The sequence below is a fragment of the Blastococcus sp. CT_GayMR16 genome, assembly GCF_004570875.1.
GTDB lineage: Bacteria > Actinomycetota > Actinomycetes > Mycobacteriales > Geodermatophilaceae > Blastococcus_B.
The window spans coordinates 87,398-100,989 of the sequence record NZ_SPQK01000016.1; the positions used below are offsets into that span (position 1 = coordinate 87,398).

Annotated in this window: 18 protein-coding genes; 12 read left to right on the forward strand and 6 right to left on the reverse strand. The window is 73.1% G+C overall.

Annotated elements, in window-relative coordinates:
* Positions 1–3: 3 nt before the first annotated feature.
* Both E4P38_RS16525 and E4P38_RS16530 read left to right on the forward strand, forming a co-directional pair.
* Positions 4–1,077, forward strand: a complete 1,074-nt coding sequence (locus tag E4P38_RS16525; RefSeq protein WP_135133039.1) for a C40 family peptidase — start codon at positions 4–6, stop codon at positions 1,075–1,077.
* An 80-nt stretch (positions 1,078–1,157) separates the two neighbouring features.
* Positions 1,158–1,346, forward strand: a complete 189-nt coding sequence (locus E4P38_RS16530) for a hypothetical protein (protein ID WP_135133040.1) — start codon at positions 1,158–1,160, stop codon at positions 1,344–1,346.
* On the opposite strand, the gene E4P38_RS16535 is transcribed toward E4P38_RS16530, so the two are convergent.
* Positions 1,312–1,869 carry a hypothetical protein gene (locus E4P38_RS16535; protein WP_135133041.1) on the reverse strand — a complete coding sequence of 186 codons (558 nt, stop codon included), beginning with the start codon at positions 1,867–1,869 and terminating at the stop codon, positions 1,312–1,314. The two genes, E4P38_RS16530 and E4P38_RS16535, sit on opposite strands and share 35 nt — an antisense overlap.
* A 42-nt stretch (positions 1,870–1,911) precedes the next feature.
* On the opposite strand from E4P38_RS16535, the gene E4P38_RS16540 reads away from it, so the two are divergent.
* From E4P38_RS16540 to E4P38_RS16550, 3 genes are read left to right on the forward strand one after another with little or no spacing between them, the layout of a single operon-like run.
* Entirely contained in the window at positions 1,912–2,478 is a 567-nt protein-coding gene (locus E4P38_RS16540) for a hypothetical protein (RefSeq protein WP_135133042.1), read from the forward strand.
* A gap of 21 nt (positions 2,479–2,499) precedes the next feature.
* Positions 2,500–2,826, forward strand: coding sequence for a DUF3817 domain-containing protein (locus E4P38_RS16545; RefSeq protein ID WP_135133043.1), 327 nt, complete (start codon positions 2,500–2,502; stop codon positions 2,824–2,826).
* A gap of 38 nt (positions 2,827–2,864) precedes the next feature.
* A complete protein-coding gene (locus E4P38_RS16550; protein WP_135133044.1) occupies positions 2,865–4,187 on the forward strand; it encodes a serine hydrolase domain-containing protein in 1,323 nt (440 codons plus the stop codon).
* Between the two features lies 1 nt (position 4,188).
* On the opposite strand, the gene E4P38_RS16555 is transcribed toward E4P38_RS16550, so the two are convergent.
* Both E4P38_RS16555 and E4P38_RS16560 read right to left on the reverse strand, forming a co-directional pair.
* Positions 4,189–4,809 (reverse strand): pyridoxamine 5'-phosphate oxidase family protein, encoded by a 621-nt coding sequence (locus E4P38_RS16555; RefSeq protein ID WP_135133045.1) that lies wholly within the window; start codon positions 4,807–4,809, stop codon positions 4,189–4,191.
* A gap of 24 nt (positions 4,810–4,833) precedes the next feature.
* On the reverse strand, positions 4,834–5,340 hold the full coding sequence (locus tag E4P38_RS16560) for a hypothetical protein (protein ID WP_209309149.1): 507 nt from the start codon (positions 5,338–5,340) through the stop codon (positions 4,834–4,836).
* 212 nt (positions 5,341–5,552) lie between these two features.
* Here E4P38_RS16560 and E4P38_RS16565 point away from each other — a divergent pair, with 212 nt between their 5' ends.
* Entirely contained in the window at positions 5,553–6,077 is a 525-nt protein-coding gene (locus E4P38_RS16565) for a class I SAM-dependent methyltransferase (protein WP_245161083.1), read from the forward strand.
* A gap of 112 nt (positions 6,078–6,189) precedes the next feature.
* Positions 6,190–6,441, forward strand: a complete 252-nt coding sequence (locus tag E4P38_RS16570) for a DUF3253 domain-containing protein (RefSeq protein ID WP_135133047.1) — start codon at positions 6,190–6,192, stop codon at positions 6,439–6,441.
* On the opposite strand, the gene E4P38_RS16575 is transcribed toward E4P38_RS16570, so the two are convergent.
* Positions 6,438–6,917 (reverse strand): Lrp/AsnC family transcriptional regulator, encoded by a 480-nt coding sequence (locus E4P38_RS16575; RefSeq protein WP_135133048.1) that lies wholly within the window; start codon positions 6,915–6,917, stop codon positions 6,438–6,440. The two genes, E4P38_RS16570 and E4P38_RS16575, sit on opposite strands and share 4 nt — an antisense overlap.
* 218 nt (positions 6,918–7,135) lie before the next feature.
* Here E4P38_RS16575 and pdhA point away from each other — a divergent pair, with 218 nt between their 5' ends.
* The 5 genes from pdhA to E4P38_RS16600 all read left to right on the forward strand — a co-directional run bounded on the left by pdhA (position 7,136) and on the right by E4P38_RS16600 (position 12,383).
* Positions 7,136–8,275 carry a pyruvate dehydrogenase (acetyl-transferring) E1 component subunit alpha gene (gene pdhA, locus E4P38_RS16580; RefSeq protein ID WP_135133049.1) on the forward strand — a complete coding sequence of 380 codons (1,140 nt, stop codon included), beginning with the start codon at positions 7,136–7,138 and terminating at the stop codon, positions 8,273–8,275.
* Positions 8,275–9,255, forward strand: coding sequence for an alpha-ketoacid dehydrogenase subunit beta (locus tag E4P38_RS16585; protein ID WP_135133050.1), 981 nt, complete (start codon positions 8,275–8,277; stop codon positions 9,253–9,255). The genes pdhA and E4P38_RS16585 overlap by 1 nt, the downstream gene beginning before the upstream one ends.
* Before the next feature lie 2 nt (positions 9,256–9,257).
* Positions 9,258–10,730: a dihydrolipoamide acetyltransferase family protein gene (locus E4P38_RS16590; protein ID WP_135133051.1), complete on the forward strand. Its 1,473-nt coding sequence runs from the start codon at positions 9,258–9,260 to the stop codon at positions 10,728–10,730.
* 89 nt (positions 10,731–10,819) lie between these two features.
* Entirely contained in the window at positions 10,820–11,215 is a 396-nt protein-coding gene (locus tag E4P38_RS16595; RefSeq protein WP_135133052.1) for a hypothetical protein, read from the forward strand.
* A gap of 1 nt (position 11,216) precedes the next feature.
* Positions 11,217–12,383, forward strand: a complete 1,167-nt coding sequence (locus tag E4P38_RS16600; RefSeq protein WP_135133053.1) for an AGE family epimerase/isomerase — start codon at positions 11,217–11,219, stop codon at positions 12,381–12,383.
* A gap of 4 nt (positions 12,384–12,387) precedes the next feature.
* On the opposite strand, the gene E4P38_RS16605 is transcribed toward E4P38_RS16600, so the two are convergent.
* Positions 12,388–13,158: a hypothetical protein gene (locus E4P38_RS16605; RefSeq protein ID WP_135133054.1), complete on the reverse strand. Its 771-nt coding sequence runs from the start codon at positions 13,156–13,158 to the stop codon at positions 12,388–12,390.
* The gene (locus E4P38_RS16610) at positions 13,142–13,480 is read right to left on the reverse strand and encodes a PepSY domain-containing protein (protein WP_135133055.1); all 339 of its coding nucleotides are present in this window, start codon (positions 13,478–13,480) and stop codon (positions 13,142–13,144) included. The genes E4P38_RS16605 and E4P38_RS16610 overlap by 17 nt, the downstream gene beginning before the upstream one ends.
* Between the last annotated feature and the right edge of the window lie 112 nt (positions 13,481–13,592).

Genomic DNA, 13,592 nt, shown 5'->3' on the forward strand with positions numbered 1-13,592 from the left:
GTCATGGCGACCCCCCTTGGCCGCACGCCCGCCGACGCTTCCCGTCGACGGTCGTCGCGCCGCCCGGTCCTCGCCGGACGGGTCGTCCTCGCGCTCGCCGGCGTGATCGGTGTGCTGTTCTCGACGGTCCCCGCGCAGGCGGCTCCGGTCACCTCGGCCGAGGCCGCCGAGCTCGTCGCCGCCCGCGGCCACGAGCTCGAGGTGATCACCGAGCAGTTCAACGAGGCGCGCGAGGTCCTCATCGCGCAGCAGGGCGCGGCCCAGGCCGCCGCGGCGCAGCTCGAGCAGGCCACAGCCGCGCTCGCCGCCGCCCAGCAGTCCGTGCGCGGCATCGCCCGGTCCGCCTGGACCGGCGAGGGACTGGGCTCGTTCCAGGCGCTCATGACCAGCGACTCGGCCGACGACTTCGTCGACCGGATGTCCACGCTGCAGCTGGTGGCCGGCCACCAGAGCGGGATCCTCGAGGCCGCCGCCGGCGCCAACGTCGCTGCCGCCCAGGCGCAGGCCACCGCTCAGGACGCCGCCGCGCAGGCCCAGGCCAGCTACGACAGCGTGGCCGCCCAGCAGGCCGACCTCCAGAAGCAGGTCGACGAGTACCAGGCCATGTACGACCAGCTCAGCGCGGAGGAGCAGCGGGCCGCGGGCGATGCCTCGCACGGCGACCGGGCCAGCCGCTCGACCGATCGGGAGCCGGCCGCCGGCGGCCCGGTCGTGGCCAGCAGCGATGCGGCCCAGATCATCGTCGACACCGCTCTGGCACAGCGGGGGAAGCCCTATGTGTGGGCCGCCGCCGGGCCCGGGTCGTTCGACTGCTCCGGGTTGACGGCCTATGCCTTCCGTGCTGCCGGCATCGGCCTGCCGCACTCCAGCCGCCTCCAGGCGCAGATGGGACAGGGGGTCTCCCGTAGTGAGTTGCAGCCAGGCGACCTGGTGGCCTTCTACAGCCCGGTCAGCCACATCGGCATCTACATCGGCAACGGGCAGATGGTCCACGCGCCGACCTCGGGCGACGTCGTCAAGGTGAGCAGCATCGACACGATGGGAAGCATCACCGCGATGCGGCGGCTCGTCGCCTGAGCTGCTGGCCCGTACCGGGCTTGACGGCGATGCCCACTTTGAACACCTGCTCTGACTAGAGCAACGTTCTCCAGGGCGGCATGACGCAGGTCTGGAACTGGACGTGGCTGACGGCGGTGCAGATCCAGGCCCTGAGCGTGGCCGTCACGGTCGTCGTCTTCGGAGGCGCGGTCCTCGCGCTGGTCGCCATCGGTCACCCGTGGCTCGCAGCCGTCTTCGGGGCCGCGGCCGTGCTCAGTTCCGTGCTGTCGACCCCACCTCCGACCTGACCTGGAGCAGCAGCCCCCAGACGAAGGCCGCCCGCACCTCGCCCGGCAGGTGCACCTCCCAGCGGGTCGCCACTCCCGGGTCCACACTCGCCGCCCCGGGCAGACCGACGACGTCGTCCAGGACGTGCTCCCAGACCCTGAGGTCCGTGGCCGTCGCCGGGGGCACCGAGGACCCGGGCGCCCGCACCAGGTGCTCGTTGAGGACCGCGCCGCCGGGCCCACTCAGCACCTCCCAGTAGAGGTGCGGCCACAGCGGCAGCGGCCAGCGGCGGACCTCGACGTCGAAGTCGCCGAACCGCCGGTCCTCGACCTCGTCCGGCGGCCCGAGCACCGCCGTCCGCAGGCTCAGCCCCCGCGGAGCACGGGGGGAGTGCTGCAGCGCCTGCCACCTGGTGTGCGCGGCGTGCGCCTCCCGCCGCGACGCACCCAGGCGCGGCAGCGCGTCGACGACGAGGTCGGGCCGGAGGTCGGCCATCCGGCGCAGGAGCACCAGGCAGAACTCCCGCCGCGCCAGACCCCGCACCGTTCCGACCCTGCCACGATGTCGTCCTGTCAGGATCTCGGGGTGTTGATCAGCAAGGCCATCGCCGAGGGCATCGCGGACGGCTCGGTCACGGTCGCCTTCCGCCGCTGGGACCGCCCGCGCGTGCGGCCGGGGGGCACCCAGCGCACCGTCGCCGGCGTCGTCCGGTTCGACAGTGTCGAGGAGATCGACCCGGCCACCCTGACCGAGGACGACGCCGCGCGGGCCGGTGCCCGCTCGCTGGAGCAGCTCCTCCGGCTGCTGAGCCGCCGCGACGGCGCGCACGTCTACCGGATGGAGGTCTGCCTGGCCGGGGCCGATCCGCGGGTCGCCCTCCGCGAGCAGGCCGAGCTGTCCGAGGAGGACCGGCGGGCCGTCGACGAGCGGCTGGACCGCTGGGACGCCGCCCGGGGTGCGCCGTGGACCCGGGAGATCCTGCGGCTGATCGCCGACCGCCCGGGCGTCCGGGCACCCGACCTGGCGGCATCCCTCGGCCGGGAGACGCTCCCGTTCAAGCTCGACGTCCGGAAGCTGAAGGAGCTCGGGCTGACCCACAGCCTCCTGGTCGGCTACGAGCTCTCGCCGAGGGGCCGGGCGTACCTGCGCTGACCGGTCGGGGAGGATCGGGCGGTGACCCCCCGCACCGCCGCCGCCGCTTTCCGCATCGTCGCCGTCGCCGAGGCCCTGTCCTGGATCGGTCTGCTGGCCGGCATGTACGTGAAGTACGTCCCGGAGACCACGGAGCTGGGCGTCACGGTCTTCGGCCCGATCCACGGCGGGATCTTCGTGGCCTACGTCGTCGTCGCCCTGATGGCGAGCCGGGTGCTGCGGTGGTCGCCCCGGCTGACGGTGCTGGCCCTCGTGTGCTCCGTCCCGCCGCTGGCCACGGTCTGGTTCGAGCGGCTGGCCACGAGGAACGACCGGCTGCCGCCTCAGCGGGAGGTTCGGGCCGCCTGACCGGCGGAGACCCGAACGCCCTCGCTACGGTCGCGGTCATGCCGGAACCCGTCCTGCCGTCCACCGCCCGCACCCTCCTGGCGCGCACCGCCCGCGTGCAGCGCGAAGGCCGGGCGCCCAGCATGGTGGCCGGAGTCGTCCGCGACGGCGGCCTGGCCTGGTCGGTGGGCCGGGGCGACGTCGCCGAACCGCACACCGACGTCCAGTACCGGCTCGGCTCCATCAGCAAGACGATCACGGCGGTCGTCGTGATGCGGCTGCGCGACGAGGGGCTCGTCCATCTCGACGACACGCTGGACCGGCACCTGCCCGGGACACCCCTCGGCGACCGGACGATCGGCCAGCTGCTCTCCCACCTGGCCGGCGCCTCCGCCGAGAGCCCTGGCGGCTGGTGGGAGCGCACGCCCGGCGGTTCGCTCGACGACCTCGCCCTCGGTGGCGACGACGTCGTCCTGGGTGCGGCCCGGCGGTTTCATTACTCCAACCTCGGCTTCGGCCTGCTCGGCGAGCTGGTCGCCCGCAAGCGCGGGATCTCGTGGGACGACGCCGTCACCGCCGAGGTGCTGGCGCCGCTCGGCATGACCCGGACGACGCCGCGCCCGGTCGCCCCCGCGGCGCAGGGCCGGGCCGTGCACCCGTGGGCCGACGTCGTCCTGCCCGAGCCCGAGCACCACGCGGGCGTGATGGCCGCCGCCGGACAGCTGTGGGCGACGCTGACCGACCTCGGCCAGTTCGCCGCCTTCCTGCTCGGCGACACCGCGGACGTGCTGGGTCCCGCGACCCTCGAGGAGATGACGGTGCCGGCGGGCGTGGACTCCTCGGCCACGGGCTGGTCGGCCTACGGGCTCGGACTGCAGGTGCTGCGCGTGGACGGGCAGACCCTCGTGGGCCACGGCGGCTCGATGCCCGGCTTCCTCGCGGGGGTGTTCGTCGACCGGGACGAGCAGACCGGCGCGGTCACGCTGACCAACACGACCACCGGACCGGACATCGTCGTCTTCGGGCTGCTCGCGGACCTGCGCGCCGCGGAACCGCGGATCGTCGAGCCCTGGGTGCCCTCGTCGTCGCCCGTGCCGCTGGACCAGCTCGGCGTCTGGTTCTGGGGCCCCGCTCCCTACGTGCTGCGATCCGTCGGCGAGGACCTGTTGCACCTGGGCCCCATGCCGGGGCGGGCCGGGCGGGCCAGCCGCTTCGCGCGGGCGGACGACGGCACGTGGGTCGGGCTGGACGGCTACTTCGCCGGGGAGACGCTGCGGATCGCCGAGGACCACCTGGACCTCGACACGTTCATCTTCACGCGGACCCCCTACGACCCGGATGCCCCGGTGCCCGGCGGGGTGGACGAGCGCGGCTGGTCCTGATTCAGACCGACGGGTACAGCCCGGCGGTGTAGGACTCTCCGTAGTAGCGCTCGATGGCCGCGAGGTCCTCGTCGGCGCGCTCCTGCTGATGGGCGATGCGGGCGCGCGACGCAACGATGTCGGGCTGCCAGGTCTCCGGATCCCACAGCCCGGAGCGCAGGAACGCCTTCGCGCAGTGGAAGAAGACCTGCTCGATCTCGACCACCATCGCGAGCAGCGGCCGGTGCCCCTTCTCGACCATCCGGTCGAGCAGGTCGCCGTCCCGGACGAGCCGCGCCCGCCCGTTGATCCGCAGCGTGTCGCCCCGGCCGGGCAGCAGGTAGATCAGGCCCACGTGCGGGTTGGTGAGGATGTTGGCGAAGCCGTCGGCCCGCCGGTTGCCGGCGCGTTCGGGCAGCGCGATGGTCGCGTCGTCGAGGACGAGCGTGAACCCCGGCGGATCGCCCTTGGGGGAGACGTCGCAGGTGCCGTCCGCCGCGCTGGTGGCCACCAGGCAGAACGGGGACGCCGCCAGCCACTGCCGGTGGATGTCGTCGAGGGCGGTGCGCTCCTTGCCGGCGGCCGCCGCGGTCGGTTTCCCCAGGAGCTCGTGCAGCTCCGCCTCGGTCGTGATCTCGTCCACGACGGCAGTCTGCCTGCGGCCCCCTCAGGAACCGTCGAGGGCATCCAGGGTCGTCGCGACGACGGCGCCGTAGGCCAGGTGCGGCACGAGGTCGCTGAGCCAGTCGCTCCGCGACCAGGTACGGGGATCGGTGATCCCGAGCACGGTCATCGGCCCGTTGGTGGACACCAGCACGACCAAGGTGGTCACCAGGGTTCCGGCGCGGACGCCGGAGGCTCGCGCCAGCCCGAACAGACCCCCGACGCCGATGCCGGACACGAGGCCGGTCAGGGCGCCGAGCCCCTCCACGCGGTTCGCCCGCGTCTTCCCGTCCCCGGGGACGGGAACATGTGCCACCTCGGCCAGTTTCTCCAGCGTCCGCTCGGGGGTGGAGCTCGCGGGACGCCCGCGCACGGCCATGTCCAGATAGGTGACGACGTTCAGGGCCGTCGTCCCCGCGGCACCGGCGGCCGCTCCGCGGAGGATCCAGCCGACCGTGCTGGTGCCGCGCCTGCCTGTGCCGAACGTCCTGATCGAGGTCTTCGTGGCCATGCCGTCGGTCTACCCCCGCGAGCGAATCAGGGAAACGGCTGGGGGGCGCCAGGAGGGCGTCGAGTCCCTAGGCTCCCGTCGTGAATCTTCGGGAACGGGCGACGGGGCGGGTGGCCCGCCAATTGGGTCACCCGCGTGGCGTCCCCGGTCGGCTCCTGGGCCGGATGCTGAATCGGAGCAACGGTGCCGCCATACGCGCGGCTGTCTCGGCGGTGCCGGTTCGAAAGGGTGCGGTCCTCGCCGACATCGGCTTCGGCGGCGGCCTCGGCCTGGAGCTGCTCCTGGACCGGCTGGACCAGGCGGACGGGGCTGCCGGCGTGGTGCACGGCGTCGACGTGTCCCAGACGATGATCGCGGACGCCACCCGCCGCTTCTCCCGCCCGATCGCCGACGGCCGCCTCCGCCTCCACCGGGCACCGATCGAGAAGCTTCCCTTCGCCGACGGGGCGGTCGACGCCGCGCTGACCCTCAACACGATCTACTTCGTGCCGGATCTGCCCGCCGCGTTCATCGAGCTGCGCCGGGTGCTGCACCGGAACGGGCTCGTGGCCCTGGGGCTGGGGGACCCCGGCGCCATGGCACGGATGGCGGTCGCTCGGCAGGGATTCCGGTTGCGACCGGTCAGCGAGGTGATCGATGCACTGTCGCTCTCGGGTCTTGTCGTCGATCAGCACCGGCGAGTGGGGAAGGGCGACGGCGCGTTCCACCTGCTGATCGCCATCCCGGCCCCGCGGTAACTAGTCGCCGGGGTCAGTCCGCCAGCAGCGCACCGGCGAGCAGCACGGTCACGAGCGCCCGGCACACGGGCGGGACATCCACCGGCCCGCCTTCGTGGCTAGCCTCGGTGGGATGGACGACGTCGACGCCCGACTGGAGCGCACGATCGACGCGCTGCTGGACCGGCGGCGGGACGGCGCCTCGATCTGCCCGTCGGAGGCCGCCCGCGCGGTCGACCCCGAGGGCTGGCGCGAGCTCATGCCCGCGGCCCGGGACGCTGCGGGCCGTCTCGCCGCCGCCGGCACTGCCGAGGTGACCCAGGGCGGCGAGGTCGTCGACGTCGCCACTGCCCGCGGCCCGGTGCGGGTGCGCCGGCCGCGCTAGCCCTGGTCGGTGCCGGCGGCCCGCTCGAGCAGGGGGCTCAGCCGGTGCTCGATGAAGCGCCGCATCGTGAGCGCGGTGTCGATGCGCTGCACGCCCTGGATGGCCAGGAGCTGCTCGGTGATCCGCCAGAGGTCGTCGGCGTCCTTCGCCACGACCTCGACGAGGAGGTCGGCGACGCCCGACAGCCCGGTGACCTCGATGACCTCGGGGATGTCGGCGAGGGCTTCGCTGACCTCGGCCAGGCTGCGCTGCACGACGGTGACCGTGACGTAGGCGCCGAGCCGGTAACCCAGGGCCTCGGGCCGGACCCGCCGGTCCAGCGGCGCGAGGACGGCGTTGCTCTCCAGCCGGGCCAGCCGCGCCTGCACGGTGTTGCGGGCCAGCCCGAGCCGCTGCGACAGGGCCATCACGCTGGCGCGCGGGTCCTCGGCCAGGGCGAGCAGGAGTCGCGCGTCGGTGGCGTCGACCTCGGGCATGTTGCTCAGTCTGACATGCATGGACGTCCTACTAGTGATTGTTCTGCGCAATCATTCCGAGGGATCTTGCGCAGATCGGTTCCGGGGTGGTGTTGTCCATGCACGGGGGTGTCGTGTCACCATGTGTGAGTGGCGCCACACCCCGGGGCCACGACACGTCCAGAGCCCGCAGCGACACCGGTGACCCCGGCCGCGGCGGACGACGCGAGGAGAGTTCCGTGACGGCTTTGCGCCAGGCCACCGAGGTGGTCGATCCCGTACCCGGAGCCTCGTCTCCCCATCTGCCGCAGCAGCCCGACCTGATCCAGCTGCTCACGCCCGAGGGTGAGCGCGTCGAGCACCCCGAGTACTCCCTCGACATCAGCGACGACGAGCTGCGCGGGCTCTACCGCGACCTCGCGCTGGTCCGCCGCTGGGACGTCGAGGCGACGGCGCTGCAGCGCCAGGGCGAGCTGGGCATCTGGGCGTCGCTGCTGGGCCAGGAGGCCGCACAGATCGGCGCCGGCCGCGCGATGGCCGTCGACGACATGGCGTTCCCGACCTACCGCGAGCACGGGGTGGCCTGGGCCCGCGGCGTCGACCCGTTGCACGTGATGAGCCTGTTCCGCGGCTCCGACAACGGCGGCTGGAACCCGGTCGAGCGGGGCTTCAACCTGTACACGATCGTCATCGGCTCGCAGTGCCTGCACGCGACCGGCTACGCGATGGGTGTGCAGCGCGACGGGGCCGAGAGCGCCGTGCTGGCCTTCCTCGGCGACGGTGCGACCAGCCAGGGCGAGGTCAACGAAGCGATGATCTTCGCCGCGAGCTTCGCAGCACCCGTCGTCTTCTTCTGCCAGAACAACCAGTACGCCATCAGCGTCCCCATCGAGCGCCAGGCGCGGGTGCCGCTGTTCCAGCGCGCCGCCGGCTTCGGGTTCCCCGGGGTCCGGGTCGACGGCAACGACGTCCTCGCCGTGCTGGCCGTGACCCGGGCGGCCCTCGCGGCCGCTCGTGAGGGCCAGGGCCCGACCTTCATCGAGGCGTTCACCTACCGGATGGGCGCGCACACCACCTCCGACGACCCCACCCGCTACCGGCTGGCCAGCGAGCTGGAGGAGTGGAAGCTGCGCGACCCGATCGCCCGGCTCAAGGCCTACCTGGCGCGCACCGGCATCGCCGACCACGCGTTCTTCGACAGCGTGGACGCCGAGGGCGACGAGCTCGCCGCCCGCATCCGCAGCGGCACGCTGGAGATGGCCGATCCGCCGGCGACGAGCATGTTCGACCACGTCTACGCCGAGCAGACACCGCCGCTGGCCGCCCAGCGGGCCGAGTTCGTCGAGTACCACGCGTCGTTCGAGGGGGGCGACCACTGATGGGCATCGAGACGCTGACCATCGGCAAGGCCCTCAACCTCGGCCTGCGCCGGGCCATGGAGGACGACGCCAAGGTCATGCTCATGGGCGAGGACATCGGCAAGCTGGGCGGCGTCTTCCGGATCACCGACGGCCTGCAGAAGGACTTCGGCGAGGACCGCGTCGTCGACACGCCGCTGGCCGAGGCCGGCATCCTCGGCACCGCCGTCGGGCTCGCCATGCGCGGATACCGGCCGGTGTGCGAGATCCAGTTCGACGGGTTCGTCTTCCCCGCCTACAACCAGATCGTCACGCAGGTCGCCAAGATCCACGCCCGCTCCAAGGGTGCGCTGCGCATGCCGATCGTCATCCGCATCCCGTTCGGCGGCGGCATCGGGGCCGTGGAGCACCACAGCGAGAGCCCCGAGGCCTACTTCGCACACACGCCGGGCCTGAAGGTCGTCGCCGTCAGCAACCCGGTCGACGCCTACTGGGGCATCCAGCAGGCGATCGCCCACCCCGACCCGATCGTCTTCCTGGAGCCCAAGCGGCGGTACTGGGAGAAGGCGGAGGTCGACACCGACGCGACGCCCGACCCGCTGTTCCGCTCCCGCGTCGTCCGCGGTGGCGACGACGTCACGGTGCTGGCCTACGGCCCGATGGTGAAGACCGCCCTGCAGGCCGCCGAGGCCGCCGAGGAGGAGGGCCGCTCGCTGGAGGTCGTCGACCTGCGCACCGTCTCCCCGCTCGACCTCGACCCGGTGTACGAGTCCGTCCGCCGGACCGGGCGCTGCGTGGTCGTCCACGAGGCGGCCGTGACCCTCGGCCTCGGCGCGGAGATCGCCGCCCGCGTGACCGAGAACTGCTTCCACTCCCTCGAGGCCCCGGTGCTGCGCGTCGGCGGCTACGACACTCCCTACCCGCCGTCGAAGCTGGAAGAGGAGTACCTGCCCGACCTGGACCGGGTGCTCGACGCCGTCGACCGCTCCCTGGGGTTCTGAGCATGGCCACGAAGCAGTTCAAGCTGCCCGACGTCGGTGAGGGCCTCACCGAGGGCGAGATCCTGCAGTGGCTGGTCGCCGTCGGCGACACGGTCACCGTCAACCAGCCGATCTGCGAGGTGGAGACCGCCAAGGCCGCGGTCGAGCTGCCCTCGCCGTTCGCCGGCACGGTCACCGAGCTGCTCTTCGACGCCGGCACGATGGTCGACGTCGGCACGCCGATCATCACCATCGATGTGGGGGGCGCGGCCCCGGCCGCACCGGCCGCGGACGAGCCCGCCGCCGGCCTGATCGGCGGCGCCGCGCCCGGCGGCCGGACCGCCGTCCTGGTCGGGTACGGGCCGCGCAACACCGAGGCCAAGCGTCGTCCCCGGCGCAGCGGTGAGGCCGTCGCCGCTCGGGCGACCGCGCCGCAGATCGTGCTGCCCGAGGCCGACTACGGCTCGGGCACCGACCGTCCGCCGCTGCTGGCGACCGCGCCCGACGCGGACATCAAGCCGGTGCGGCACGGCGGGCTCGAGGTCGGCCGGCAGGCGGAGGCGCACGCCCTGGCCGGCGACGCCGCCCCGGCGTCCGAGGTCGAGCACGGCCACCGGCGGCCCCGGCCGCTGGCCAAGCCGCCGGTGCGCAAGTACGCCAAGGACCTGGGCGTGGACCTCACCACCGTCGCCGGCACGGGCAGCGGTGGCGTCATCACGCGCGCCGACGTCGACGCCGCGGCCGCCGGTGAGCCGACTTCCGCCCCGGCCTTCTCGGCCATGAAGGCCCCTTCGGCGGGCGGGGAGCAGCGGATCCCGATCAAGGGCGTCCGCAAGCACACGGCCGCCGCGATGGTGGCCAGCGCCTTCACCGCGCCGCACGTCACGGAGTTCCTGACGATCGACGTGACCCGGATGATGAAGCTCCGTCAGCGCCTGGCGCTGCGGCCGGAGCTGGCCGGCGTCAAGGTCAGCCCGCTGCTGTTCGTGGCCCGCGCGCTGCTGCTCGCCGTCCGCCGGCATCCGATGATCAACAGCAGCTGGGACGAGGCGGCCCAGGAGATCGTGGTCAAGGACTACGTGAACCTCGGCATCGCCGCGGCCACGCCCCGCGGGCTGATCGTCCCGAACATCAAGGACGCCGGCCGGATGTCGCTCGCCGAGCTGGCCGGTGCCCTGGGCGACCTGACGGCGACCGCCCGCGAGGGGAAGACCTCCCCGGCGGACATGTCCGGCGGCACGTTCACGATCACCAACGTGGGCGTCTTCGGGGTCGACACCGGCACCCCGATCCTCAACCCCGGGGAGTCGGCGATCCTGTGCTTCGGGGCCATCCGGGAGGCGCCGTGGGTGCACAAGGGTCGTGTGGTCCCCCGGCAGGTGACGCAGCTGTCGCTGTCGTTCGACCACCGGATCGTCGACGGGGAGCTCGGTTCGCGGTTCCTCGCCGACGTGGGTGCGATGCTGCACGACCCCGGGGTGGCGCTGGCATTCTGAACCAGGCCTTCTGGGAAAGGACCCCCTGCCCCCCACCACTCGCAGGCTCGTGCTGGGCCCCTGCAGGAGGGCCTGAGAGGATCCCCGCTGTGGACCGTCGTCGTGCCGCCCTCTACGCACTGGTGGCGTTCGCCGTCGCCACCGCGGTGGCGATCGTGATCAGCGGGTCGCGGCCGCACACGGCGCAGGGTCTCGCGCCGTGGGTCGTCCAGGGGATCGGCTACGCGTTCGCCCTCGCGGCAGCCGTGGAGCTCCTGGTCCCGGCCGCCCATCCGGCCGGGGCCGACCGGAAGCTGGGCGGCGCGCTCCTGGCGGCGCTGGCCGCACTGGTCCTGCTGGACGTGTTCGCGTTCGCCGACTCCGGCGGCGGGGCGAACATCGGAGCGGGCTTCCTCCGGCTGGTCTGCCTGGTCGTGATCGTGGCGGTCGCCGCGCGTCTCCTGGTGAGCACGTTGCGGGTCGGCGGCCGCCGACCGGGGGCCTGACGTGACCGATCTCGACCGGCTGCTGGACTTCGCGGCGCGTTCCCGGCTGCCTGGCGGTGGGTTCGGCTACCTGGGCGACGACGGCCGGGTGCTCCCGGACCGTCCGGTGGAGACCTGGATCGTCGCGCGGATGACGCACGTGTTCGGGCTGGCGTACCTGCTCGGCCGACCGGGCGCGGACGAACTGGTCCGGCACGGCGTCGTCGCCCTCACCGACGGGCCGCTGCGCGACCGGGAGCACGGCGGCTGGCGGGCGAGCACCCGGGACGACACCAAGGCTGCCTACGTGCACGCCTTCGTCGTCCTCGCGGGCTCCACGTCGGCGGCCGCCGGCGTCGAGGGCGGCCGCGAACTGCTCGACGAGGCACTGGCCACCTGGCAGGCCCGGTTCTGGGACGACGACGAGGGCCTGGCCGTCGAGGAGTGGGACCGGGCGTGGACGACCTGCGCGGACTACCGCGGGATCAACGCCAACATGCACGGCGTCGAGGCGATGCTGGCCGCCGCGGACGCCGTAGCCGAGGAGACGACCGCCGCGCGCCTCCGTGGGCAGGCCCTGCGCAGCACCGAGCGCGTCGTCCACGGCTGGGCGCGGAGCCGGGACTGGCGGCTGCCGGAGCACTTCACCCCCGGCTGGGAGCCGCTGCCCGACTACAACCGCGACCGGCCGGCGGACCCCTTCCGCCCGTACGGCGTGACCATCGGGCACCAGTTCGAGTGGGCGCGGCTGGCGCTGCACCTGCGCGCGGTGACGACCGATCCGCCCGGCTGGCTGCTCGACGACGCCGTCGCCCTGTTCGACGCCGCTGCGACGAGAGGCTGGGCCGCGGACGGGCACGACGGGTTCCCGTACACGCTCGACTGGGACGACCGGCCGGTCGTCGGGGCCCGGATGCACTGGGTCCTCTGCGAGGCGGTCGCCGCGGCGACGGTCCTGGCCGCGGTGACGGGGGAGCGGGCCTACGGCGACCTCGCGCGGCGCTGGCGGGACCACGGCGAGGCCCTGTTCGCCGACCCGGCCACGGGGAGCTGGCACCACGAGCTCACGCCGGCGGGCGAGGTAGCGAGCGGCACCTGGGCCGGACAGCCCGACGCCTACCACCTGGCCCAGATGCTGCTGTTCGACGGACGTCCGGTCCGCGGGAGCATCGCCGCCGCCCTCCCCTGACGTTTCAGCGCGTGGTCTCGACCAGGGCCTCACGGGCGTCGCCGCCCGAGGTCTGCAGGACCAGGACCGGGCCCACACCGGGGGCGTAGAACTTCAGCTCCGCGAGCTCGGGGTGCAGCGGATTGACGTCCCTGGTGAGCAGCGCGCCGGTGTACCTGCCGGTCGGCGACTCCACCTGTTCCGAGACCGACAGCACCACTGCCTCGTCCTCCGCCTCGCCGGCCAGGTACTCCTGGCGGTAGCCGAGACCGGGTTCGGGATTCCCCGGGACGGCGATTCCGGGCTGGGCGCCGTCGACCCCGGCCTCCCACGACCCTTCGGTCGACACGACCTGGCCGTTCTCGTACTCGGCGGTCTGCTCTCCGAGGTACCAGACGTTGCCGTCGCGGTCCTGGGCGTACCAATCGAGGGTGTCCTCGACCGGGGTTCCGTCTTCGGTGACCAGGTCGTGCACGACGCGGGCCTCGATCCCGGCCGACACGGTGTACGTCTCGTCGAGCACGGTGACCTCCACCCGCTGGACGGAGCCTGTGCCGTCGGTCTCCTCGAACACCCAGCGGTCGCCGACGTCCATCGGCCAGAAGGGATTGGTGATGTCGACGGAGAAGTCGGCCGGGTCGAGTTCGACTGCCTCGCTGCCCTGGGGAAGGCTCCCCGGCCGGACCTGATCGAGCTCCGGTCGGCCTGGGGACCCGGCGCAGGCGTTCAGGGTCACGACGCCCACCGCGGCCAGGGCGAGGACCCGGCCGCGGGGCGCGTCAGCCGTTCCCCTCATCGGAATTCTCGACATCGGCGGAGCTGCCGACGACGGCGAAGTTCTCGTCGAGCTGGACGTCGACCTGGGAGCCGTCGTCGCGGGTGACCTCGACCTCGTAGTAGCTCTCCTCGTCGCCCACCTCGGTGCCGGTGACCCGCCCACCTCCGGTCTCCTCGAGCGCCGCTGCGCCTGCCCTCTGCAGTGCATCCCCGGTGATCGAGGTGTCGGGGCCTTCCGTCGAGTCGTCGCCACCGGCGGCCGCCGCGATCCCGGCCCCACCGGCCACGACCGCTGCGAACGCCGAAGCGGCGAGGATCTTCCGTGCCGTGCTCCTGGTCATGTCCTGACTCCTGTCGACCGTGCGGATGTGCTGACGGATCGATCGTGGGGGACCCTCCTGAACCCAGGCTGACCGATTCAGCCCAGAGTCAGCTGGGGCCGACGATCATGGT